The organism is Arthrobacter sp. Leaf141, assembly GCF_001424565.1.
In the GTDB taxonomy this organism is placed as follows: Bacteria; Actinomycetota; Actinomycetes; order Actinomycetales; family Micrococcaceae; genus Arthrobacter.
On record NZ_LMOL01000044.1, the window covers coordinates 510 to 22,058 of the forward strand.

26 protein-coding genes and 1 pseudogene are annotated in these 21,549 nt (G+C 66.9%); 8 read left to right on the forward strand and 19 right to left on the reverse strand.

Annotation, left to right across the window (positions count from 1 at the left end):
• Nucleotides 1-472: 472 nt before the first annotated feature.
• From ASF72_RS18320 to ASF72_RS18370, 11 genes are all read right to left on the reverse strand, one after another.
• Nucleotides 473-919 carry a hypothetical protein gene (locus ASF72_RS18320; RefSeq protein WP_056601234.1) on the reverse strand — a complete coding sequence of 149 codons (447 nt, stop codon included), beginning with the start codon at nucleotides 917-919 and terminating at the stop codon, nucleotides 473-475.
• Nucleotides 916-1,524 (reverse strand): hypothetical protein, encoded by a 609-nt coding sequence (locus ASF72_RS18325; RefSeq protein WP_056601236.1) that lies wholly within the window; start codon nucleotides 1,522-1,524, stop codon nucleotides 916-918. Before ASF72_RS18325 ends, ASF72_RS18320 begins: the two co-directional genes overlap by 4 nt.
• Nucleotides 1,521-2,105 carry an RNA polymerase sigma factor gene (locus tag ASF72_RS18330; protein ID WP_235504788.1) on the reverse strand — a complete coding sequence of 195 codons (585 nt, stop codon included), beginning with the start codon at nucleotides 2,103-2,105 and terminating at the stop codon, nucleotides 1,521-1,523. Before ASF72_RS18330 ends, ASF72_RS18325 begins: the two co-directional genes overlap by 4 nt.
• Before the next feature lie 87 nt (nucleotides 2,106-2,192).
• Entirely contained in the window at nucleotides 2,193-2,423 is a 231-nt protein-coding gene (locus ASF72_RS18335; RefSeq protein WP_056601239.1) for a CsbD family protein, read from the reverse strand.
• 53 nt (nucleotides 2,424-2,476) lie between these two features.
• The gene (locus tag ASF72_RS18340; protein WP_056601242.1) at nucleotides 2,477-3,088 is read right to left on the reverse strand and encodes a hypothetical protein; all 612 of its coding nucleotides are present in this window, start codon (nucleotides 3,086-3,088) and stop codon (nucleotides 2,477-2,479) included.
• Complete coding sequence (locus ASF72_RS18345; RefSeq protein WP_056601244.1) at nucleotides 3,085-3,666, reverse strand: hypothetical protein; 582 nt, start codon at nucleotides 3,664-3,666, stop codon at nucleotides 3,085-3,087. Before ASF72_RS18345 ends, ASF72_RS18340 begins: the two co-directional genes overlap by 4 nt.
• 2 nt (nucleotides 3,667-3,668) lie before the next feature.
• On the reverse strand, nucleotides 3,669-4,091 hold the full coding sequence (locus ASF72_RS18350) for a hypothetical protein (RefSeq protein ID WP_197273625.1): 423 nt from the start codon (nucleotides 4,089-4,091) through the stop codon (nucleotides 3,669-3,671).
• The gene (locus tag ASF72_RS18355) at nucleotides 4,088-4,279 is read right to left on the reverse strand and encodes a DUF2273 domain-containing protein (protein WP_050687940.1); all 192 of its coding nucleotides are present in this window, start codon (nucleotides 4,277-4,279) and stop codon (nucleotides 4,088-4,090) included. The genes ASF72_RS18350 and ASF72_RS18355 overlap by 4 nt, the downstream gene beginning before the upstream one ends.
• Nucleotides 4,276-4,755 (reverse strand): Asp23/Gls24 family envelope stress response protein, encoded by a 480-nt coding sequence (locus ASF72_RS18360; protein ID WP_050687939.1) that lies wholly within the window; start codon nucleotides 4,753-4,755, stop codon nucleotides 4,276-4,278. Before ASF72_RS18360 ends, ASF72_RS18355 begins: the two co-directional genes overlap by 4 nt.
• A 114-nt stretch (nucleotides 4,756-4,869) precedes the next feature.
• The gene (locus tag ASF72_RS18365; protein WP_235504789.1) at nucleotides 4,870-5,712 is read right to left on the reverse strand and encodes a CPBP family intramembrane metalloprotease; all 843 of its coding nucleotides are present in this window, start codon (nucleotides 5,710-5,712) and stop codon (nucleotides 4,870-4,872) included.
• Nucleotides 5,713-5,885: 173 nt separating this feature from the next.
• On the reverse strand, nucleotides 5,886-7,079 hold the full coding sequence (locus ASF72_RS18370) for an IS30 family transposase (protein ID WP_235504790.1): 1,194 nt from the start codon (nucleotides 7,077-7,079) through the stop codon (nucleotides 5,886-5,888).
• Between ASF72_RS18370 and ASF72_RS20520 the strand changes: the two genes are divergently transcribed.
• Nucleotides 7,041-7,439, forward strand: coding sequence for a hypothetical protein (locus ASF72_RS20520; protein ID WP_157371076.1), 399 nt, complete (start codon nucleotides 7,041-7,043; stop codon nucleotides 7,437-7,439). The two genes, ASF72_RS18370 and ASF72_RS20520, sit on opposite strands and share 39 nt — an antisense overlap.
• Nucleotides 7,440-7,557: 118 nt before the next feature.
• On the opposite strand, the gene ASF72_RS18375 is transcribed toward ASF72_RS20520, so the two are convergent.
• Nucleotides 7,558-7,755, reverse strand: coding sequence for a hypothetical protein (locus ASF72_RS18375; RefSeq protein ID WP_050685073.1), 198 nt, complete (start codon nucleotides 7,753-7,755; stop codon nucleotides 7,558-7,560).
• Nucleotides 7,756-8,097: 342 nt separating this feature from the next.
• Between ASF72_RS18375 and ASF72_RS20735 the strand changes: the two genes are divergently transcribed.
• Together ASF72_RS20735 and ASF72_RS18380 are read left to right on the forward strand one after the other, a co-directional pair.
• Nucleotides 8,098-8,250 carry a hypothetical protein gene (locus ASF72_RS20735; RefSeq protein WP_164468857.1) on the forward strand — a complete coding sequence of 51 codons (153 nt, stop codon included), beginning with the start codon at nucleotides 8,098-8,100 and terminating at the stop codon, nucleotides 8,248-8,250.
• Nucleotides 8,251-8,635: 385 nt separating this feature from the next.
• Nucleotides 8,636-9,370 carry a GAF and ANTAR domain-containing protein gene (locus ASF72_RS18380; RefSeq protein ID WP_050685074.1) on the forward strand — a complete coding sequence of 245 codons (735 nt, stop codon included), beginning with the start codon at nucleotides 8,636-8,638 and terminating at the stop codon, nucleotides 9,368-9,370.
• A 125-nt stretch (nucleotides 9,371-9,495) separates the two neighbouring features.
• On the opposite strand, the gene ASF72_RS18385 is transcribed toward ASF72_RS18380, so the two are convergent.
• Entirely contained in the window at nucleotides 9,496-10,266 is a 771-nt protein-coding gene (locus ASF72_RS18385; protein ID WP_056601247.1) for a Type 1 glutamine amidotransferase-like domain-containing protein, read from the reverse strand.
• A gap of 83 nt (nucleotides 10,267-10,349) precedes the next feature.
• On the opposite strand from ASF72_RS18385, the gene ASF72_RS18390 reads away from it, so the two are divergent.
• A complete protein-coding gene (locus ASF72_RS18390) occupies nucleotides 10,350-10,682 on the forward strand; it encodes an ArsR/SmtB family transcription factor (RefSeq protein ID WP_050685076.1) in 333 nt (110 codons plus the stop codon).
• Nucleotides 10,683-10,694: 12 nt separating this feature from the next.
• Nucleotides 10,695-11,192: an SRPBCC family protein gene (locus ASF72_RS18395; protein ID WP_056601250.1), complete on the forward strand. Its 498-nt coding sequence runs from the start codon at nucleotides 10,695-10,697 to the stop codon at nucleotides 11,190-11,192.
• A gap of 110 nt (nucleotides 11,193-11,302) precedes the next feature.
• Here the strand turns inward: ASF72_RS18395 and ASF72_RS18400 are convergent, their stop codons facing one another.
• On the reverse strand, nucleotides 11,303-13,777 hold the full coding sequence (locus tag ASF72_RS18400; protein ID WP_056601254.1) for a beta-galactosidase: 2,475 nt from the start codon (nucleotides 13,775-13,777) through the stop codon (nucleotides 11,303-11,305).
• 134 nt (nucleotides 13,778-13,911) lie between these two features.
• On the opposite strand from ASF72_RS18400, the gene ASF72_RS18405 reads away from it, so the two are divergent.
• On the forward strand, nucleotides 13,912-14,505 hold the full coding sequence (locus ASF72_RS18405) for a J-domain-containing protein (RefSeq protein WP_056601256.1): 594 nt from the start codon (nucleotides 13,912-13,914) through the stop codon (nucleotides 14,503-14,505).
• A gap of 80 nt (nucleotides 14,506-14,585) precedes the next feature.
• Here the strand turns inward: ASF72_RS18405 and ASF72_RS18410 are convergent, their stop codons facing one another.
• Nucleotides 14,586-15,131 (reverse strand): GNAT family N-acetyltransferase, encoded by a 546-nt coding sequence (locus ASF72_RS18410; RefSeq protein WP_056601257.1) that lies wholly within the window; start codon nucleotides 15,129-15,131, stop codon nucleotides 14,586-14,588.
• A gap of 59 nt (nucleotides 15,132-15,190) precedes the next feature.
• On the reverse strand, nucleotides 15,191-17,371 hold the full coding sequence (locus tag ASF72_RS18415) for a transglycosylase domain-containing protein (RefSeq protein ID WP_056601258.1): 2,181 nt from the start codon (nucleotides 17,369-17,371) through the stop codon (nucleotides 15,191-15,193).
• 177 nt (nucleotides 17,372-17,548) lie between these two features.
• Here ASF72_RS18415 and ASF72_RS18420 point away from each other — a divergent pair, with 177 nt between their 5' ends.
• On the forward strand, nucleotides 17,549-18,163 hold the full coding sequence (locus ASF72_RS18420) for a PadR family transcriptional regulator (protein WP_056601260.1): 615 nt from the start codon (nucleotides 17,549-17,551) through the stop codon (nucleotides 18,161-18,163).
• Between the two features lie 102 nt (nucleotides 18,164-18,265).
• Here the strand turns inward: ASF72_RS18420 and ASF72_RS18425 are convergent, their stop codons facing one another.
• The gene (locus ASF72_RS18425; RefSeq protein ID WP_235504791.1) at nucleotides 18,266-19,654 is read right to left on the reverse strand and encodes an ammonium transporter; all 1,389 of its coding nucleotides are present in this window, start codon (nucleotides 19,652-19,654) and stop codon (nucleotides 18,266-18,268) included.
• Between the two features lie 318 nt (nucleotides 19,655-19,972).
• The gene (locus ASF72_RS18430; protein ID WP_442854175.1) at nucleotides 19,973-20,293 is read right to left on the reverse strand and encodes a VOC family protein; all 321 of its coding nucleotides are present in this window, start codon (nucleotides 20,291-20,293) and stop codon (nucleotides 19,973-19,975) included.
• Here ASF72_RS18430 and ASF72_RS18435 point away from each other — a divergent pair.
• A pseudogene (locus tag ASF72_RS18435) lies at nucleotides 20,255-20,665 on the forward strand (MarR family winged helix-turn-helix transcriptional regulator); the annotation flags it as partial. The gene ASF72_RS18430 and the pseudogene ASF72_RS18435 sit on opposite strands and share 39 nt — an antisense overlap.
• Nucleotides 20,666-20,737: 72 nt before the next feature.
• Here ASF72_RS18435 and ASF72_RS18440 read toward each other — a convergent pair.
• On the reverse strand, nucleotides 20,738-21,532 hold the full coding sequence (locus ASF72_RS18440) for a carbon-nitrogen hydrolase family protein (RefSeq protein WP_056601262.1): 795 nt from the start codon (nucleotides 21,530-21,532) through the stop codon (nucleotides 20,738-20,740).
• Nucleotides 21,533-21,549 lie beyond the last annotated feature (17 nt).

Genomic DNA, 21,549 nt, shown 5'->3' on the forward strand with positions numbered 1-21,549 from the left:
CTTGCCGTCCATAAAACCAGCATATGCAGGGGGTACGACAATTTGGCCGGGGGCAGGAACGGCCAGCGAATCAAGCCTGTCACCGGCCTCAACAGCGGCCCCGGACGGCGCGGCAGCCCCGGAAGCAGGCGGAACCGGGTTCCTGCCGTCCGTCTCTGGAGCTTCGTTGCCGTCCATAAAACCAGCATAAGCAGGGGGTACGACAATTTGGCCGGGGGCAGGAACGGCCAGCGAATCAAGCCTGTCACCAGCCTCAACAGCGGCCCCGGAAACAGCCCCGCACGCAGGCGGAACCGGGTTCCTGCCGTCCGTCCCTGGAGCCTCTTCGCCGTCCATAACCCCAGCATAGGGAAGGGGTACGACAATCTGATCAGCCACAAAACCCAGCCGGCATAAGGCCGGCCAACACCAAAGGAGAACGCCGGCGCCGCACCCCATGCACCGCCGTCGTACTCGCCTAAAAGGTTGGGTACTAACCGCCTGTCAGGAAGTCGCCGGCGATCCGCACCACGGAGACCCTGGCCACCACCTGCTCAGGAGAAAAATGGTTCCGTACAGCGGCCGCCACCGCCCGGGCAACGTCCGGCGTCCCGAGTGTCCCCGGCGTCCCCGGCACCCCAGACAGCCCTGGCGCCCCGGACTTTCCCGCACTGACGCCAATCCGCACGGAAACCTCCGTGGGACCGCCATCGGAACGCTTTTCCACCAAGGGCAGGTCCTGGTCCTGCGGCTCATCGCTGGTGATCAGCGCCGCGGCCCGCGCCGGCAGCCGCTGCCACAGGGGCCGCGACGGGAAGACCTCGGTCACCCCTGGCACCGCAAGGATGACCCGCCGCAGGTCCACGGGCAGCTGCACGTCGGAAGTTGTGCGCTGACCTGGAAGGCCATCGGCAGCGGACGGCTGTACGGGAGTGCTCATGATTCCTCCTGCGGGGCGGGGTCCGGGGCCTGTGCCGCGGACGGGTCAATAACGTCGGTGATGGTGATGTCGATCCCGGCGATGTTCAGCTCCGTGTGCCGCGCCAGGGCCTTGGCCAGGTCCAGCCGGAGGGCCGCTGCGCTGCGCATGAAGGGATGCCCGAATGCCACGGCAAGATCAACGCTGACAGTGATCGGTTCGCCCGGCACTGTCACATCGCCGTGCAGGCGCACCTTTCCAGCCACGGCCCCGGGAGTCGCGTCCGCCACGGACCGGATCAGGGCGAACACGGACCCCTCAGTTTCCGTCAGCCGGTCCGCCGGGTCATCGGAGCGGAGCGGGATATCCCTGCCCGGCCGCAGTTCCAGCTTCAGGCTGGCCAGGATGTTCTTCATCCACGGGTCGTTGCCGCTGCCGGCCGCCGCCAGGTCGTTGCTCAGCAGTTCACTGCCGGCAGCCGTGAGCCGCCGCAGGGAGTCCAAGCCATTGCGGCAGTCGGGGCAGGTCTCCAGGTGCCGCGGATCGGCAAACTCGCCCGTATCCAGGTACAGGCTCAGCTCCTCGAGGGTGTGCCCGCACTCCAAGTTGTCGTTGGGCATGCTCATCGCCACTCCTCCATTTCACGGACCAGCGTAATCCGTGCCCGGGCAAGCCTGCCACGGACGCTGGCTGTGCTGATGTTCAGTGTTTGGGCAATCTGGTCGTAGCTCTGGCCGTTGAATTCCTTGAGGACCCAACAACGGCGCTGCTCTTCGGGAAGCCGCGCCAGCGCCGCCTTCAGCGACTCAATGCTGGACCCTTGGACCGCCTTGGCCTCGGGGCCGGCCTCCGGGGAGCCCACGTCCCCTTTGCCGCTGACCTCGTCGATGTCACCGAAGCCCGCATGGTTCCGCCGCCGCCGCAGGAAGTCGATGCTGCGGCTGCCGGTCAGGCGCAGGAGCCAACTCTTGACGGCGCCGGGTTCGCGGAGCGTATCGAGTTGCTTCCAGGCCTGGACCAAGGCTTCCTGCACCACGTCGTCGGCATCGGCATACGATCCAGTCAGCCTCCGCGCGCAGGCCCGCATCAGCGGACCGTACCGGCGGGCCAGGGTTTCGAACGCGGCGGTGTCGCCGTCGGCTGCCCGGCTCACCAGGAGGGCGTCGGGGACCAAATCCAGCCGATCCGGCACCAAGGGATCTGTCACCTGATTCTGCTTTCACTCTTGGCGCGAACGCCGGAACAACGGCAGGCGGGCCCACGGAATGCCCCGCGGACCCGCCGCTCGAGGGGCCTAGTGCTTGGCGAAGCCTTCTTTGATCTTTGCTGCTGCGTCCTTGAGGTTTCCGCCGATGTCCTTCGCGGCGTCCTTCACTTTTTCGCCCGCATCCTGGATCTTGGCCTGCGCCTGGTCGCCCTGGCCCTCGCGTTCCAGTTCCCGGTCCCCGGTCCGCCTGCCGAGGCCTTCCTTGGCGGCACCGAGGTGGTTGGTTGCTGCATTGGTGAGCCTGTTATCAATTCCCATGATGATGTTCCTTTCCTTGGTTTACTGTGGGGCTGATCAGTGGGTGCAGAGGATCAGTCGGTGCGAAGGGCGCCGGCCAGTTTGGTCCTTGTTCCAGTGGCTATTCGGACCAGAACGGTGGTGCGATGGCCCAACAGCCCGTCAATTGAGCGGACCAGGGCTTCGGCGGTATCGGCCACGTCCCTGGGGGAGGCTCCGCGCCGTGTCTGGAGGATCAGCCGGAGGCCGCTCTGGCCCCGGCCGGATCCCCGCCACGCGGTGACAGAACTTCCGACGATGGAGTTGCTGCCGGCCAGTGCCGCATCCAGGGCAGCCTCCAGATAGGAGATGTCGACGGCGGTGTTCCCGAGCTCGGTGTCGCTGTCCTCCGCGCCGGTTCGGCTCCTGCCGCCGCCCTGCCGCGTCATCCACACGATGCACAGCACTGCCAGGAGCACCAGCGCGGCCACGAGGGCCACGGTCCACCAACTGCCAAGCGGATCCTGCAGGGGCGCCGAGGCCTGGATGGCTTGCCACCTGTCAACGGCCGCGCCGGTATAGCGGGTCCAGCCGTCCCTGACGAGGGGGTTCAGTGCGGCGCCGGCCGTTAGGATGCCGACGGCGGCCAGCAGTATTCCCGCAAGTGCGAGCAGGAGCCGGTTCAAGGCCCTGTTGGTGCGGTTCATCGGCCCGTCACCCCTTCCGGTGAGACGCGCACGTCGGTGCGCAGGTTCCTGGTGAGCCCGTAGGAGGACACTTCGCTGACGGCGGCGGAGGTGAGGGTCTCGCGGTCAATGGCAACGCCCGACGTCGGCCGTACCAGGACGCGGAGGGAGCGCTTGCCTACCGTGGTGGTCACCTGCTCCGGGGCCAGGTTCGCCGCCAGGCGCACCTTCCGGGAAACGGCTGCGGCAATGGCCGAATCGTCCACCACCAGGGCAACCCGGTCACTGTCCATGGAACGGCGTGGGCGCCGGCCGCCCTTGACGGCGGCGAGCAGGACCAGCAGCCCCAGCAGGGCCACCGCCACGCCGGCCGCAGCCAAGGCGCCCGGCAGGACAGCCTGCGGAAGGGCAACCACCTGCGCCGCCAGCTGGCCGGGGCTGGCCAGGAGGGCGTCCTGCCCTAACAGCGAGAGGACGCTTTCGGCGGCGAGCCAGGCAAAGAAGCACAGGGCCAGCAGGGCCGCGGCCACTGACAGCCGGGCGCGCGATGAATGCGTCTCCCGCCGGACGATCCGTTTGTTGGTTCGGGCCTGTCCCATGGTTACCTCCTCTCGAGTAGATCGGTGTCGACAGCCGTGTCGTCAGCGCTGCGGGACCCCGATCCGGGTGCTGCGGAGCCGCTGTCCACCCTGGAGTCCGGGACCTGCCGGCGCTTGGCGGCCGCCAGCCGGATGTTGATCCGGCCCAGCTCCATCCCGGTGATCTGCCGGCAGGCAACCGAGACCTTGAGCCGGGCAATGTGCGCCTGTTCAAAGGCCGAATGCCGGTGGGTTGCCTCAAGGCCCCGCTCCAGCAGGGCCGGCGCTGGCAGCCGGACAGTCAGAGCCACGCCCAGCTTGCCCGCGTCGTCGTCCAGCGCTGCCGCCACCTGCCCGGGGGGCACCCCGAACGCTCCGGCTGCCACAGCTTCCACAGTGTGCTTCAGCGCGGCGGGGGCAATCCTGGTGTGGCCTGCGCGGGTCATGAGGAGGAGCGCCGGCCACGCAGCGCGTCCAGCACCCCGCCCAGATCAAGCTTGCCCTCGGCGGAGCGGCCCAGGACCGCACCGATTCCCATAAACAAGGCCGTCAGCAGGAAGCCCCAGAACCCGAAGGCAAGGGCGACGTACGCCAGGACGGCGCCGGCGGCTGCGCCGGCCACCACCGGGGTCATGCCACCCTCGGCTCACGCGGGGCGTCGTCGTCGTCGGTGTTGTCCGCCTCGGAGGCTACGTGGATGTCGGTGATGGTGATGTTCACTTCGGTGACTTCCATGCCCACCAGGTCCTCGACGGCGGTGTAAACAGCGTCGCGGGCGCGGTCGGCAACCTGCTGCAGCGGGTGGGGGTACTCCACCACCAGGGTGACGTCCACGGCAACCTGGGTCTGGCCCACCTCTACGGTTACGCCCTGGGTGAGGTCCTTCTGGCCCACCTTCTCCCGGAGGTTGCCCAAGGCGCGGGCTGCCCCGCCGCCCAGTGCGTGGACGCCTTCGATCTCCTGGATGGCGATGCCGGCGATCTTGGCAACAACGCCGTCCGCCACGGTGGTCTTGCCGCGGCCGTCGTGGCCTTCGCCTGCTGCGAGCTCATGGCCCGGTGCGGTGGTCTTCTTCTGTACGTCGGAAGGGGTCTGCGGCTGCGTGGTCATCGTGTCACTCCTGAGGTTCGTCGGGGAGGCTGTTTGCGCCTTCACAGATAGAGACGCAGCCCGGGCCCGGTTCGTCACGCATTTATTTGCGTGACGCCCATCACGTTGCAGGGGTCAGTAGATGAAGATGTTGATCCACTCGCGGTTGTGCGCGTGGATCAGGACCAGGAAGAGCACAAAGTCGAACAGGAGGTGGACGCTGACAATGTAGGACAAAGACCGGGTGATGGTGAACAGGCGGGCCTGCAGCAGGGCGAACGGGAAGATGAAAAACGGTGCCCACGCGTGGAATCCCAGTTCCCAGAGGAACGACGTAAAGAGGACCGCCTGCAGCAGGTTGGCCTGCCAGTCCGGAAGATGGCGGCGCAGCAGGGTGAACACCGTGCAGATGAAAAACAGCTCGTCCCAGATTCCCAGCACGTTGGTGCCCAGGAACAGCCGGCCGATGCCCTCGGGGTCGCTCACCGCAGGCCAGTTGGCGTAGACGCCGGTCCGCACCATGTACATGGGCATCAGGGCGTAGCCGATCACCAGGACCGCCGGGAGATACCACTTCTCCGCCCGCGTCCAGGGCTTCCCGGTCCGGACCGGAAAGCGGATGGCGTGCTCGCGGGTGACAAAACGTGAGACCGCATAGGGGACGCCAACGGCCAGGACCATTGCCGTGCCCATCACCATCATGTGCGCGGTGCTGATGTCCGTGGTGATCGGGACCAGGCTCATGGCAGTAAGCCCGAACGCAACGAGGGCCAGGTCAACCAAAAGGCGGCGGCTAAGGAATCCTGCGGTGATCAGCGCCGCCCCGAGCAGCAAAAATCCAAAAGGGCGGTCCTCCCGGACAAGCAGCAGGAAGCCCGACGCCGCCACAAGAGCCGCCGGGGCAAGCGCCGGTGGCGCGGGGAACAGCTTCAGCGCGTCCGCGGGTCCGGTTCCGGCCCGGTGTGGCTGGTTTTTCATCGTGACCCCCCGAGTCTGGTGCCATCGACTCTACTGCTGCAGCTTCGGCCCGGACCAGAGGCAACGACGGCGGGGCTGCGGCCCGGCGGTGCGGACGCAGCCCGGCGGCGAAAAAGGAAAGCGGACGACGCCGGGAGGGCGGTTTCTAGGGGTCGTTGCAACACCGTTGGTGGCTAGGTGGTTGTTAGTAGATCACGCAGGCGCTCGGCAGGGGTATCCCAGCCGAGCGTTTTGCGTGGGCGGGCGTTGAGTTCCTGGGCGACGTGCTCGAGGTCTTCGGGTCCGTAGACAGAGAGATCGGTGCCTTTGGGGAAGTATTGCCGGAGCAGCCCGTTGGTGTTCTCGTTGGAGCCGCGTTGCCAGGGGCTTGCTGGATCGCAGAAGTAGACCTGTATGTCTGTGGCGAGAGTGAAGGATTTGTGGGCTGCCATTTCCACGCCCTGGTCCCAGGTCAGGGATCCGCGGAGGTGGGCCGGCAGGGTGGACATCGTGGCGATGAGTCCGTCCCTGACGGATTCCGCGGTGTGATCGGTTGGCAGGTGGACCAGCATGACGTAGCGGGTGGAGCGTTCGACCAGGGTTCCGATCGCTGACTGGTTCAGCGCCCCGGTGATTAAGTCCCCTTCCCAATGTCCGGGCACTGCCCGGTCCTCGATTTCGGGAGGCCGTTCGGAGATCATCACCATGGGATCGACGAACCGAGGCCGTCGCTCGTCGCCGTTTCTGTGAGGCTTCCGGCGAGCCCGGCCGGTCCGCAGGGCGGTCGCGAGTTCTCTACGCAGCCCGCCCCGGCCCTGAAGGTAAAGCGCCTGGTAGATCGTCTCGTGGGTCACGCGCATCTCCTGATCATCGGGAAAGTCCCTGATCAAAGTCTTGCTGATTTGTTCCGGCGACAATCGCAGGAGCAGTTTCGCTTCGATATGGTCACGCAGCCGGGGCAGGACCAGGATCTTGCGTTCTTTTGGTCTTGGCCGGCGGGAGGCAGCTTTGCGGTGGGCTGCGTAGGGTTGGTACCCGATCACAGGCTGGCTATTGCGGGCGAACTCCCTGCTGACCGTTGATGGCGAGCGGCCGAGTGCGGCCGCGATGGCACGAAGTGATGCCCCGGAGGAGCGGAGGTCCCGGATCCTTTCCCGGTCCTGCAGCGACAGGAACCGCCCGTCGAGGGTCTTGTCCAGAGCGTCGAGCCCTGGAAGGGATATGCCCCGGACGCCCGGGGTGGTGGTTGTGCTCACTTCACGTGTGTAGTCCACGGACCGCCCGCCAGGATAGATGCGTCCATTCCTGGTTTTGCGGATCCCAACGTCCCACTCCTCAGCTGTGGTCTGGTGGATTCCCAGAGCTGCTGCGGCCTCGCGCCGGGACATACCGGCATCCCGGAGGCGGCGGAAGTCTTCGCGCTGCGGTCGGTCAGAGCGTTTGCGGGCTCTCCCGGCTTTCTGCATCCACCGATAGCAAGTGTTCCGGTTCAACCCGAGTTCACTGGCAGCAGCGGTGACACTGCCGGCCCGTTGCAGAACAGTAAAAAACAGGTCCTTCTTTTCCTGCGTGTGCTTTTCTCGCCCAGCCCCAATCCCTGCCTTGTGGGTCCACTGATAGCACGTCATCTGATTGAACCCGAGCTCCTCCGCAGCAACTGCCACCGAGCCAACCCGGTCGAAAACAGCAAAGAAGCGGTCCTTCTGTTCCTGCGTGTACTTTCTCTTCCCCGACGCTTTCCTGATTAAAGACGGCACGGTCGTTGCAACTCCCAAAATCTAGGGGTGTTGCAACGACCGCTAGAACCCAAGGAGGTGCCGGCGTCGTCCGCTTCAGTTGCGTGGCAACCGGGTCCGTTGTAGCCGCTTAGACGGAGGCGAGGACCTTGGCGTCGTGGCGGAGGCTCAGCGTGAAGGTGTTGGGGCCGCTGCAGGTCACGGCGATGCCGCAGGTGGTGGTGTTGTGCAGGGCGGACATGTCGCTGACCGCGGAATCAATGGTGTGGTGCAGGGCAGCCTTGTCCCAGATTTTCAGGGTCACGGAGTTAGTGGCATCGAACGTCATTATTCAACTTCCATTTCTTGCTGGTGGACGGCTCGGCGCAGGGCCGGGGCCGCGTCCTCGACGGTGAGGACAAAAGTGCGGGAAAGCGCGTTCCCAATACTTCAATGGTGCCTGCCCAACTTGCCGATGGCAACCGTTTTGGGGCCGATGTGACCAAACACACCGGCGGTCCTGGGTTGCCGCGGACAGGCTGGAGCGTTACGCACTGTTCTTCAATAGTGCATAACCGAGAATTGACGGCTCAACCTAAAAGGGGTTTGTTGCGGGTGAGACTGATCACGTTGGGCGGCCCCGAGATCAGCCGACGGTGTGGTGCCCGGTGCCAAGGCATATGCTTCAGGCATGGGAATTATCATCACACTGCTTATTATCTGGCTGGTTCTTTCAGTCCTCGGGTTCGTCGTCAAGGGCTTGTTGTGGCTGGCCATCATCGGCCTGGTCCTCTTTGTCGCCACTGGCGTCTGGGGCTGGCTGAAGCGTAAAACCCGGGCTTAGTACCCGCACCATCAACAGGACGCAGCAGCCGGTTTCGTCTTCGAAGCCGGCTGCTTCTCCATGTGTGGCCGCAGTTCCGCGTGCCGCGGTTGCCGGGACGCGCCCACTCGTCGAAGTGGGTGTTGAATCCAGGATGAGCACCTCTTCTGCATCCCCGTTGAGGTCCAGCGGGACGGCCAGGGCGGACGGGGCCCGGTGGCGGCTGCGGCCAGGAAATAGGGTTGCCAGCGGCGGTCCACGGATGGCAGGCACCAGCACTGTGGACCGGGTGCGCAGGGCCTGCCCGGGTTGGGGATGCGGGCCAGTCCCGTGACGCCAACCAGGGCACCAGGTCCGCTGCCCTGGTTCCGCCGTCCTGTGGGCGGGGCGACAGTAGGATGGCTCTATGTCGAGTTCCATTGATAGCCAGACCGCAGCGCAATTGCAGGAGATCCTGGTGGGTGCCGACGATGCTGTCGAATTCCTCTCCGGCCTGGCCGGCATGGCTGCGGCGGCTGTCTCGGAGGCGGCCGGGGACACCATCGAGTGCGCCATCACCCTGAAGTTGCACCGCCGTCCCGTCACGGCTGCCGGCAGCAGCGCCCGCGCCATCGAGCTGGACCATGTGGAGCAGGCCTTGGGCGATGGCCCCTGCATCATGGCGCTGCGGGAAATGTCCACCGTCCTGGTGGCTGACGTGTCCCTGGATGCCCGCTGGCCCTTGTATATGCAGAAACTCCTGGACGTCAACATCCACAGCACCCTTGGTGTCCCGCTGGAGATCAGTGGGGGTGCCGGTGCAGCGCTGAACTTCTTCGCCACAAGGCCAGACGCCTTCAGTCCCGACGTGTACGAAAAAGCAGAGGCCTTCGCGGCTGCAGCCAGCAACACCCTGCAGCTGTCGGTGCGGCTCCGGACAGTGCAGGGCAGGGCCGATGACCTGGAGGCCGCCCTGGAAAGCAGGACCGCCATCAACCTGGCCTGCGGCGTGATCATGGCGCAGAACCGGTGTTCCCAGGAGGAAGCCATGGCCATCCTCACCAAAGTGTCCGGCAACCGCAACCGGAAGCTCCGCGATGTTGCCAAGGAACTGATCGAGCAGCTTTCCGGCAGTCCCGTCCGGACCCACTTCGACACTTAGTCGTCAGTAGATCCCGGCAGCACTGGGTTGTGCTGGGATCATATTTCGGTATCGGCGGCTACTGCTGTCAGGTATCTTGCCGGCCATGCAAAGGCTGACGACGGCGGCCGCGCCCCGTGCTGCTGTTAGGTGCCGTGCCCGGCCACGCGGAGGCTGACGACGGCGGCCGCGCCCGGTGCGGGCAGCCCGCCCGCCACGTCCTCCCGCCGGAAGTCCCAGCACCGTCCGGTGCCGAGTACCTCGTAATCCGCGTTTTCGGTTGTTGCCAGCACCAGTGCCGTACCCTCGTCGATGGCCACCATCCGGTCCACCAGTCCGGCGACAACGGCGCCGGCCGCCCGGCTCACGGTACCTGCCTGGGCGGCGTGCACGTCCACAGTGAACGGTGCCAGTCCCAAGCCGGCGCGGACTTCGACGTTGTCCAGGCCCTCGGAACATCCCGCATCGCAGACCTCGACGCCGTCGATGCGGTAGCCGCCGATGAGCGCGGCACCCGGCGCCACCATCGCCCCCGCGGAAAAGCCCAGATAGGACGCACCGCCGGCCACCAATCGCGAAATTTCTGCACCGGACCCGCTGAGCCCGGCCAGATAGGCGGGTGTCAGTCCGCCGCCCACCATCACGGCGTCCACGTTGTGGAAGGAAGTGGGGCTGGCTGGGCGAACGGCCCCGGCCGTCCCGTCCTGCCGCAGCAGGACGGGAACCACCTCGCAGGCAATCCGCGCCCCCAGCGGATCAACATAGGCGGGTAGGGCTCCGGCCGGATCCCTGCCCGCTGTGTGGAGCACCAAAGCGATCCGGGCTGGCCGGTGGTGCGGAAGTGCGCGGACAAAGTGGTCAAACACGGCGGGAAAGCTGCCCGGATCCGGAGTGGATCCCGCTAGGTAGATGCCCATGGCCCTCAACGTACCGGACGCCGGCACGCCTTGGTGGAAAAAACCATTGACATGGGGTGGGAGAAGGAATATCGTACAACCAAATGGTTGTAGATCAGCTCCGAGAAACCGAATTGGACCGCCTCTTCCAGGCGTTCGCCGATTCCACCCGCCGCGACATCGTGCGGCGGGTAACCGTCACCGAATATTCGGTTTCCGGCCTGGCTGCCCTCTACGCCATGAGTTTCGCCGCAGTCCAGAAGCATGTGGCGGTGCTGGAGCGGGCTTCCCTGGTGACCAAGGAGAAGCGCGGAAGGGAGCAGATTGTGCGGGGCAACCATGAAGGCCTGCAGAAAGCCCGGTGGCTGCTCGATGAATATGAACAGGTCTGGCGGCAACGGGCCGCCCGGATCGCGGACATCCTCGCAGAAGAGTAGGAAGGCAATGCCATGTCAGTCATCAGTTCCACCAAAAATCCGGAAGCCCTAAGCTTCACGCTGGTAGCCGAGTTTGAGGCCGGTGTGGAGCGCGTCTGGGAGCTTTGGGCCGACCCCCGCCAGCTGGAGCGCTGGTGGGGACCGCCCACCTGGCCTGCCACCTTCGAAAAGCTTGATCTGGTTCCCGGCGGCAAGGCTAACTACTATATGACCGGGCCGGACGGCACCAAGGCTCACGGCTGGTGGGAGTTCACGCACGTCGAGTCGCCCGCCCGGCTCGCCTTTGACGACGGCTTCGCGGATGAAGACGGAAACCCCACCGGTGACATGGGTATCACCCGGGCAACCGTGACCCTGGAACCGCTGGGGGACCGGACCCGGATGACCGTCCAGTCCACCTTCGAATCGGAAGAGCAGATGGAACAGATGGTCCAGATGGGCATGCAGGAAGGCATGACCGAGGCCATGGGGCAGATCGACGCCATCCTTGCCGAACACGCAAACGCCTGACCGCTGAGCGCTGGCATGGCAACGCGCAGCTAATGGCCGGCACCCGCTACGCGGCGCTACTGGCCGGCACCCGCTACGCGGCGCTACTGGACGGCACCCGCTACGCGGCGCTACTGGCCGGCACCCGCTTCCAGCCAGCGGTGCCAGTGGACCAGGCGGACTGAGTCCAGGGCCGCGAGGTCACCGTCGGTGGCCTCGCGGCGGACCCGGGCCTCGACCGGCAAACCCACCTGCGCCTCCGCATGAAGCGGAAGGATCTGCAGGGTTACGGCAGAACCCGGAGTGATGCCTGCGTCAGCAAGGTCCAGGACCCAGGGCGAACCGTCCCAGAACCTGTCCGCCACGGGCACCCCATCCACCAGGAGCTGGGCAACATCACCCGCCCACTCCATTTCGAGCTCGGTGTGATGCCCGTCCACCCCCTCCACCGGGATGGACAGTGAGTACTCCGCGGCCAGTTCGGCGATCGTCTCCGGCGACGGTGCCGCCGCGCGGTTGGCTGCCGAACCAAACGACGCCGGTACCGGCGCTGCAACCCGGGTCAAGACCGCTGGCACGACCCTTGGAACTGCGTCGTTGCCGGCCTGGAATCCGGGAACCTCTGCCTTCGCCGGCAGAGGCACCGCGACATCCACTCCGGCGAATCCGCGCCGGTCGGGACTGTACCGCTGCAGCGACGGCCGGCTCTGGGAACGCCCGGCCAAGCCGCCGGGCACCGTCCACACCGGCTCGTCGGACAGCACCAGCTCCCCGGCCAGCACCCATGCCTGGTCCGCGGTCTCCGCGGGGAGCACCAGGATGTCCAGCGTGCGGCTCCCGTTCACGGCGGTGAGAAGTTGCGGTTCCGCCGGGGACACCCGCCAGACCCCGTCAGCACCGGGACGAAGACCGGCCTCGGGAAGAAGACCGGCGTCGGAAGCGAGACTGGCACCCGAAGCCAGGCCGCCTGCGTGGTGCTCCCCGGCCGGGCCGCCAGGGACGCCGTTGTGGAGATCGATGCTGCTGACAGTCGTTCCCGGCGCGAACTTCAGGTCCACCGGGATGCCGTGCCCGGCGGCCAGCACCAGGGTGGGCACTGTGGAACCGGGATCCAGGATGGTCAGGGGAGTAGCTGTGGCCCAGTCGATCCGCACGCCGGCCACCGTGAGGTTCACCGGCCAGCAGGCGATGGTGCCGGCGGGAATGTCCACTGGCGCCGCCGGAAAGGTGACGGTCCCGGCGTCGAGCGTTACCTCAAACTGCGCGCCCCGGCAGGTGTCCAGCGGGACGTGCGGCTGGTGCCAGGTAACAAAAACAAAGCCGGCGGAGCCGTCGCTGCGGAGGGCCCAGCGGAGGGTGGCGGAGTCGTCCACCCCGGCGGGCATAACGGCGGGAAGGGACGACGGCATCAGTGCCAACCGGTCGCCGAACGCAGCCAGGAACGCGTGCTGCCTGCGCAGCGCGGCAAAACTGCCGGCCAGCCTGCCGGTGGCGCCGATCGGGGCGTGGAAATCGTAGTCGAAACGCGGCAGGTCGTTGGGGTAACCGGTGGCCTGGGACTCCTGCAGCCCGTCACCGGGGTTCCGGCCGCCGGCAAACATGTAGTAGCCCTGCCAGGCGGAGCCGTTGCCGATCTTGTTGGCCGCCACAGCCGCCACATCCGCGCCCTGCGGCCGGGGCCGGCGCTGGTAGGCGGTGGCCATTCCGCCTGCCAGTTCGCAGGTGGCGGGCGGGAAAAGCGCCGACGCAGCCCTGGGAGCGGCGGCCGGACCACCGGCGCCCAGGTGTTCGCGCAGGTCGGCGCCGATGCCGGGGTCGTCCCAGGAATGGCTGAAGAAGAAGTGCTCGCGGAACGTGGGATCCCACGGAGCATCCGCATCCACCCAGAAACCGTCGCCGTACCCGCCGAAGAGCGGCAGCACCTCGCCTTCGGGCAGCTCTGCGCCACCCCAGGCCGTGGCGGTCCAGATGGGGGCCGACAAGCCAGCTGCCCGGGCCAGCCGTTTCAGGGTGATGAGGTGACCGGGCTGGTCGTAGAGTTCGTTTTCCAGCTGGATGCCGATCACGTTGCTGCCGGCACCCACCAGGGGGCTCAATTCCCGGCCCAGCAGCCCAAACCAGGCTTCCACCAGGGCAAGGTAGGCGGGATCGTCGGTGCGGTGCTGCACGTCCGCCGCCTGTACCCAGTCCGGGAAGCCACCGTTGCGGACCTCACCGTGGCACCACGGGCCGATCCGCAGCACCACGTCCAGGCCCACCTCCGCGCATAGGGCTACAAACGCCGCCACGTCCAGGTTGTCCGCGAAGCCAGCCCGGCCCGCGTCGGGTTCGTGATGGATCCAGAACACGTATGTGGCCACTACAGTGATTCCGCCGGCCTTCATCAGGCGCAACCGCTCCTCCCAATGCCGGCGGGGGACCCGGCTGAAGTGCAGCTCACCGGACACGGGAATGGCCGGTGCGCCATCAACTTCGACGTGCCGGTTGGTGAGCCGGTACCGCTTATGCCGGTCCTCGGTGTTGCTCATGTCGGGCTCGGTCAGCGGGGTTTCCCAGGGCTGGTGGACGACGCGCAGGGCAGCCGGGCTGCTGGTGTGGTTGGGCATGGCACCGAGTATTCCACAGGAAAAGCGGCGCCGGGAAGCGCTTTCCCGGCCGGTCTGCGGCAAGCCGTTGAACCTTGCGGCCTGCTTCGAAATACTGGAGGGCAGGAAACCGGATCGAGGCAGGGGGTGCAGGTATGGGCAACGGGTCAGCGGAATTCCGGAAGCGCCTTGAACGGGCGGCGGAAGCGCGCTCCTACCGCGGCGCCGGCATCACCCCTGCGGAGGAGACCGCCCTGGCGGCTCGCGAAGAGTCCGAACGCCAGAAGCGCAGCAAGGTGGGCGATGCGGCCCGGGCTGACTATCTGGTCCGGGATGCGATGGCGCAGGGCAAGTTCGACAACCTGAAGTACGCGGGCAAACCCATCCCGGGGCTGGGTGAGCAGTACGACCCCGACTGGTGGGTCAAAGGGCTCCTGGAGCGCGAAAAAATCAGCGGCATGGGGCCGGCGGCCATTGTGCTGCGCAGCGAGGACGCCGACTTGGACACCAAACTGGATGCCCAGTATTCGGAGCAGCAGGTCCGTGACCTGGTCCTGGACTTCAACCGGCGGGTGGTGGACGCGCGCCGGCAGTTGCAGGGCGGCCCGCCCGTGGTCACGATGACCCGCGACGTGGAGACGGAAGTGGAGCGTTGGCGGCAGCGCCGTACCGCCCGGACCGTGGACCAGCCACCGGAACCGCAACCATCCCGGTCCTGGTGGCAGCGGCTGCGGCGGGGTTCCACGTAGGTGGGCGGACGACGGCGGATGGCGGCGCCGTCGTCGGACCCGCGGCAAAGTGCCGCTGCTGTGAGCCGGCGGCTACGCGGTCAGGGCCGTTCGGTGCCGGGTGCCTGCAGCCCGAACAGTTCGCAGGTGGCGTTGTAATACCTGTCGGTCCGGCCTTGATGCGCCAGCCCGATGCGGGCGCAGACCCGTTGCGACGCGGCGTTGGCCGGGTTGGTGACCGCCACAACGGCCGGCAGCCCGTGCCCGAAGGCGTACGCCAGGACAGCTGCGGCCGCCTCCGTGGCGTAGCCCCGGCCCCAGGCGTCCGGGTGGAAATGCCAGCCGATCTCGGTATCTCCGGACGGCTGCAGGGGGACCGGTCCGGACGCCGGAATGGACTTCAGCAGCAGCGTGCCCGCCAGGGTCCCGGCCTCCTTCACTTCAACAGCCCAGACCCCATGGACGGGGTGGTCCATGGTGCGCCACGCGTTGATCCGTTCGGTGGCCTCGGCTGGATCGACCATCACCCGCGGCGTGCTGCCGATGAACCGCTGCACATCCCAGCGCGAATACAGGTCCAGGACAAAACCGGCGTCGCCAGGCTCCCACGGGCGCAGCCGCAGCCGGGCGGTCTCAAGGGTTTGCATCGCCCCATCCTGCCAGCAGGAGCAGCTGGCGCATCCGGCTGCCGGGCCCGGCGGCACTGCTAGCGGCGGGGGCTGGGCGTGGGCGTGGCCGGCGGCGGTGGGGGAGGTGGGGGTGCCGGGAACGCCCCGGTGGGGAACAGCGGTGCCACCGCCAGCATGTAGTTGGCCCACTGCGGGCCCGCGATCATGTAACCGTCCAGCCTGGGGTAGAAGGTTCCGTTGATGGTGACGTTTTGGCCCGGCCGGCTCTGGCCTTCCAGCGCATCGCCGAAGAAGGACGCCGTGGCCAGGCCGGTGGTGTACCCCACCACCCAGGTGGAGCCGTTGTTGTTGGACGTCCCGGTTTTGGCAGCCACCGGGAAACGGGTGTGGACCTTGGGCTGGATCCACACCCCCGAGCCCATCTTCATCACATCCTGGAGGACAGCATTAACGCCGCGCGCCACGGCCGGCTTCACCGCGTCCCGGCACTCCGTGGGCTGCACGGGCAACTGGCCACCCGCCGCGTCCCGGACCTCCAGGAGGGCCACCGGGGTGCAGTACCGGCCGTCATTGGCGAACGTGGCGAAGGCGTTGGCCAGATGCAGCGGCGCGACCCCGATGGCACCCAGCAGGTTGCCCAGCTGGTGCATGTTGATCTGGGCGCCGTCCAGCCCGCTGTGCAGGCCCACCGTGTCCACCATTTTCTGGATGCCGCAGAAATCCAGTTGCGCAGCGGTGGCGAAGGTGGCGGTGTTGATCGAGTTGTACAGCCCGTAATTGATGGGCATGGGCCGGTAGAAGCCGGGTTCGGAGTTCTGCAGATCGTCCGCGGCCCCAAATTCAGGGTTGTTCTGCGCCGTGCTGTAGGCCCCCAGCACCCGACCGCAGGTGGACCGCCAAGGGAAGCCAAGGGGGTAGACCCGCCGGGAGGCATCCACCACGGCGGTGCCGGACTTGCCCTCGTTGAGCCACTCGGCAAACGTGAACGGTTTCATGGTGGATCCCGGCTGGAACCCGCCGGCCCCGTTGAGGTCGTTCCCGTCCGGATCCCTGGCGTCGACGCTGAAGTTCAGCTGGGTGTCGAACCTGCCGGGCTCCGGCAGGAACACCGTGTTCTGGGCCATGGCCAGGATCTTTCCGGTCCCGGGCTGGATGGACACCAGCGCTGCGCCCCACCGGTCCGGATTTTCCCCTGCCGAGCTGTCCACCTGGACCTGCGCCGCCGCCTGCAGCCTGCTGTCCAGGGTGGTGACGATGGTCAGGCCGCCGCGGTACAGCGTCCGCTGGCGTTCAATCAGGCTGGCCCCGTACGCCGGATTGTTCAGGATGAGGTGCGAGATGTAGTCGCAGAAGTACGGCGCCTGGACTGCGTTGGCGCAGCCCTGCCGCTGGGGATTGAGGACCAGTTCAATGGGGGTGGCTACGGCGGTGTCGTGCTGTTCCTGCGTGATCTTGCCCAGCAGCAGCATCTCCGCCAGTACCTGGTTGCGCCGCACAATGGACTTCTCCGGGTTGACCGCAGGGTTGTAGTACGACGGGCTGTTGACCAGCCCGGCAAGCAGCGCCGCCTGGGGCAGGGTGAGGTCCTTGGCGGTGGTGCTGAAGAAATACCGCGACGCCGCCTCGATCCCGTAGGCATCGCTGTTGAAAAACACGATGTTGAGGTAGCCCTCCAGGATCTGGTCCTTGGAGAACTGCTTCTCCAGGGCGATGGCAAGCTTCATTTCGCGAAGTTTGTCGCCCATGTTTTTCTGGCCGCTGAGGATCACCTCGTCCGGGCGGTCCTGCGACAGCCTGGATTCGTTGATGACGTTCGTGACGTACTGCTGGGTGATGGTGGAGGCGCCCTGCTGGCCGCCCTTGGTCAGGTTGGACATCACTGCCCGGACCACGCTTTGGACGTCAACGCCGGCGTGTTGGTAGAACCTGCTGTCCTCGATGGACACGATGGCGTCCCGGACGAACGGGGACATCTGGTCCAGGGGGACGCGGACCCGGTTTTCGGCGAAGAAGACGGCGATCGGCTGGCCGTCCGAGGTGAGGACCTTGGTGGATTGCGACGGCGGTGCCACCGTCAGCTCCGCCGGCAGGCTGTCGAAGAAACCGATGGAGTTGCTGACGCCCATGCCCGCAGCCGCAACGGCCGGTACCACGAGGCTGGCGGCCAGCACCCCGCAAATGCAGCTGACGGTGAGGAATCCCACGAAGGCCGCCAGGATGGCGGCAACCCTGCGCGTCAACGTCCGCTTCTTTGTCATCGGCCAGCCCTCGAGCTTGATGGTGGGATCAGACTACGCCGTAGGGGGCAGCCGATCCAGCGTCCGGCCGGCGCAGGTGCCGATTCGGCAGACCTGTTGACTTGGCGATAGTTAACGATCTATCGTTAACTATCGCTGAAGAAATCAGCGTTAGTTATCTTGAAGGGACATGCCACCATGAACGGCAATTCTGAAAACACCTTTGCAGGCCCCGAGTTCGGTAGGGGCAAATTCGAGCGCGGCCGTGGCCGCCGGGGGCCGCATGGCCACCGCGGCGGCGGCTTCGGACCCGGCTTCGGCCCGGGTGCGGGCGGCGGCTTCGGGCCCGGATTCGGCCCGGGCTTTGGCCGCGGACCCCGGCGGGCCAGCCGCGGCGACGTCCGGGCCGCTATTCTTTCGCTCCTGGCCGAGGCATCCTCCAACGGGTACGGCCTGATCAAGACCATCGCCGAAAAGACCGACGGTGCCTGGCGGCCCAGCCCCGGCTCCATCTACCCCACCCTGCAGCAACTGGTGGATGAAGGCCTGATCGCGGCCCTCAGCGAAGGCCGCGGAACCGAGTTCACCCTCACGGAGGCCGGCCGCGCCTACGTGGCCGAGCATGCGGAGGAGATGGAGAACGCCTGGAACTCCGGGGCGGAGAATGCGGACCGGGACTTCCACCAGAGCATCGGCAAGCTGATGGCCGTCGTCCACCAGTTCCGCAGCGGCGTCACGGCTGAACAGCGTGCAGCGGCCCAGGAAAAAATGGATGAGACCCGCCGCGCGCTTTACAAGATCCTGGCGGACTGAGTGCGGGTGCAGGTTGTCGGTCGCGTCGTTGCCGGAGCAGGCGTTGTTCCGCCAGCGCCGGCCGGTAAGCCTGGGCTTGTCCGCAGATCGGAGCCTTCAGGCCTAGGTCTGCCGGACAAGCTCCGGATTGCTGCCCTGAGCCGGGCTGCCCTGAGCCGGGCTGCCCTGAGCCGGGGTGTCGTGCGCGGGCGTGCCGGCTGAAGCACTGGCTGATTCGGCTGCCGGAGTGCCGGGCAGCATGGCCCGCAGCGGGCTGAAAGCGGCCCCCATCTCGCCGAAGGCGTAGGCGGTCTCTGCGTGCTCCGACAGGTCCACGCCCGCGGTTTCCGCCTCGTGGCTGACACGGAAGCCCACAGTCCTGTTGATGACGCGGCCGATCACCAGTGTGCCCAGGCCGGACAGCAGCAGCGTGATCACCACGGCCGCGGACTGCGCTACGAGCTGCTGGAAGCCGCCGCCGTAGAAAAGGCCGCCGCCCTGGCCGTCCACCGGAAGGGCGATGAATCCCAGCGAGAGCGTGCCCACCAGGCCGGCCCCCAGGTGGACGCCCACAACATCCAGCGAGTCGTCCAGGCCAAACCTGTACTTCAGGTCCACAAACACCGCGCACGCAGCCCCGGCCACCAGGCCCAGGCCGATGGCGGCCACCGGGCTGATGTTGGCGCAGGACGGGGTGATGGCCACAAGCCCGGCCACAACGCCGGAGGCCGCACCCAGCGATGTGGGGTGTCCGTGGCGGACCTTCTCCACCACCAGCCAGCTGAGCATGGCGGCCGCGGGGGTGGCCAGGGTGTTGATCCAGATCAGGCCTGCCTGCTCCACCGTGGTGGCGGCGCCGCCGTTGAAGCCGAACCAGCCAAACCACAGGATGGCGGCACCCAGCATGATGAAGGGCACGTTGTGCGGCCGGTGGTTGGGATCCTTGGCGAAGCCGTGGCGCTGGCCAACAATGAGCGCCAGGACCAGGGCCGCGGTGCCGGAGCTGATCTCCACCACTGCGCCACCGGCAAAGTCGATGACCTGGCCGAACGCCGCCGTCACGGCGCCGTCCGGGCCCATCAGGCCGCCGCCCCAAATCATAAAGGCCAGCGGGCAGTAGACCAGGGTGATCCATACCGGGACAAACAGTGCCCAGGCGCTGAACTTGGCGCGGTCGGCGATGGCGCCGCTGATCAGTGCCACGGTGATGATGGCGAAGGTTGCGCTGTAGCCGGCCTTGATCAGGTCCGGAGAGCCCATCAGGTTCTGCAGTCCGAAGCTGGTGAACGGATTGCCGAAGAGACCCAGGATGCCCTCGCCGGTGGTCATTGAATAGCCCCAGAGGATCCACACCACGCCAACAATGCCGGCCGAGATGAAACTCATCATGATCATGTTCAGGGCAGCCTTGGCGCGGGTCATGCCGCCGTAGAAGAGGCCAAGACCGGGAGTCATCAGCAAAACCATCGCGGCCGAAATCATCAGCCAGACGTGTTGGGCAGTGATCTCCACCGGCAGGTCCCTTCGAACGATTGAGGCGGGGCGCTGCGTGGCCCCGTGCATTTCCCCCGTCGTCCATTTTTGGCGCTGCGTGTTTCGAACAGTGCCCCGCAAAGTTGCGCCTGTGTTACACAAAGCGCCCGGTTGTGAAGTTCGCATGTCGGGTATGTTTCGTGCGCGTTAACGCGCCCCGACCAGGCGGTCCCCGAATCGTGGCCGGGGCGGGCGAAGGCCCCGGGATCAGGGGTGGGCCTGGCCGCAGCAGGTGAGGCGCCGGCGTCGGCCGCCAGAATGCCCAACGTTTCCCCGGCATGAACGGCGCCTCACGTCCTACGCCCGGTCGTGGAGGGTGATCCGGTAGCCGTCGGGGTCGGCGAAAGTGAACGTGCGCCCGAAGGGGCCGTCAATGGGCGCCGAAGTGATGGGATGGCTGTCGGCGGCGAGGGCGTCATGGATGGCCTGGACGTCCGTGGCGTGCAGCCAGATTGCCGCGCCGATGCCGGGTTGGGCGACGGACGCCAGGTCGGTGCCGGGAACGAGGTCCCGGAGTGCGAAAGCGATCGGGACCGTTTGAAAAACGACGGCGTGGGGAGGGCCCGCCGGTGACCGGACGAGGCGGAGCTGCGCCCGCTCGGCATGACGGTGACGCACTATTCGTGCCTGGAACTGCTGGCGCAGCGGCCCGGCCTGTCCAACTCGGAACTGGCCCGCGGGGCGTTTGTGACGCGGCAGTCGATGAACGTGCTGCTGCAGGCCCTGGAGCGGGACGGCCAGGTGGCCCGGCCGGCGGCGGCCCGGGTGGGGAAGGTCCTGCCCACCCAGCTCACTCCGCTCGGCAGGAAGCGCCGTGAGCAGGCGAGCCAAGCTGTCAGGGCGGTCGAGGTCAGGATGCTGGCCGGCGTAACGCCGGAAGACCAGGCGGGTGCTGCCAGGATCCTGCGGAGCATGATCCGGTCGCTGGTCGGCGATGGTGCCGGTGGCAACGACGGCGCTGAGGCTGGAGACAGCGCGCCGGGGCAGTAACAGAGGCGGGGAACGCCCGACGGCGGCCGCGCACCAGGGTGCGCAGCCGCCGTCGTGAATCCAAAAGTGGAGTCAGAACGTCCGGGCGTTGGCGAGGACGGGGAGCTTTTCCCGCACGCCGGCCACGGTGGCGGGATCGATGTCCACCACGGCGAGGCCCGGCTCCCCGCCGAGTGTTGCGAGTGCGGAGCCCAGCGGACTGATGACGGCACTGTGGCCGATGCCCGTGGGCGCGGAACCGGCGGGACCGGCGCCGGTGGTCTCGGGATCGCCCTGGCCGCACGCCACCACAAACGTGGTGCTGTCCAGCGCACGGGCGCGCACCAGCAGGTCCCACTGTTCGGCCTTGCCCTCGCCGGCTCCCCAGGACGCGCACACGATGTTGACCTGCGCGCCTGCCTTGGCGTTGGCTGTGAACAGGGCGGGGAAGCGGACGTCGTAGCAGGTGGCCAGGCCGAACGTGGTGCCGTTGAGCTCGAAGGTCACAGGGGTTTCGCCGGCGTCCACCGTGTTGGATTCCGCAAACCCGAAGGCGTCGAAAAGGTGCACCTTGTCGTAGGCGGCAAACAGGCCCGGCCCAGCCACCAGGAGCGTGTTGCGGACCTTGCCGTCCTTTCCGGGGGTGAACATTCCGGCGACAATGGCGATGTCCAGTTCCTGCGCCAGGTTCCGCACGCTTTGTGCCCAGGGTCCGTCCACGGGTTCGGCGATGTCTGTGAGGGAGTGCCCGAAAGCCCGCATGGCTGCTTCCGGGAAAACCACCAGTTCCGCGCCGGCCGCCTTGGCTTGGGTGGCGTAGTCCCGGATCAGGTCGAGGTTGGCGGCGGTGCTCTTACCGGTGATGATCTGTGCGACTGCAAGGCGCATGGATGGCTCCAATCTGT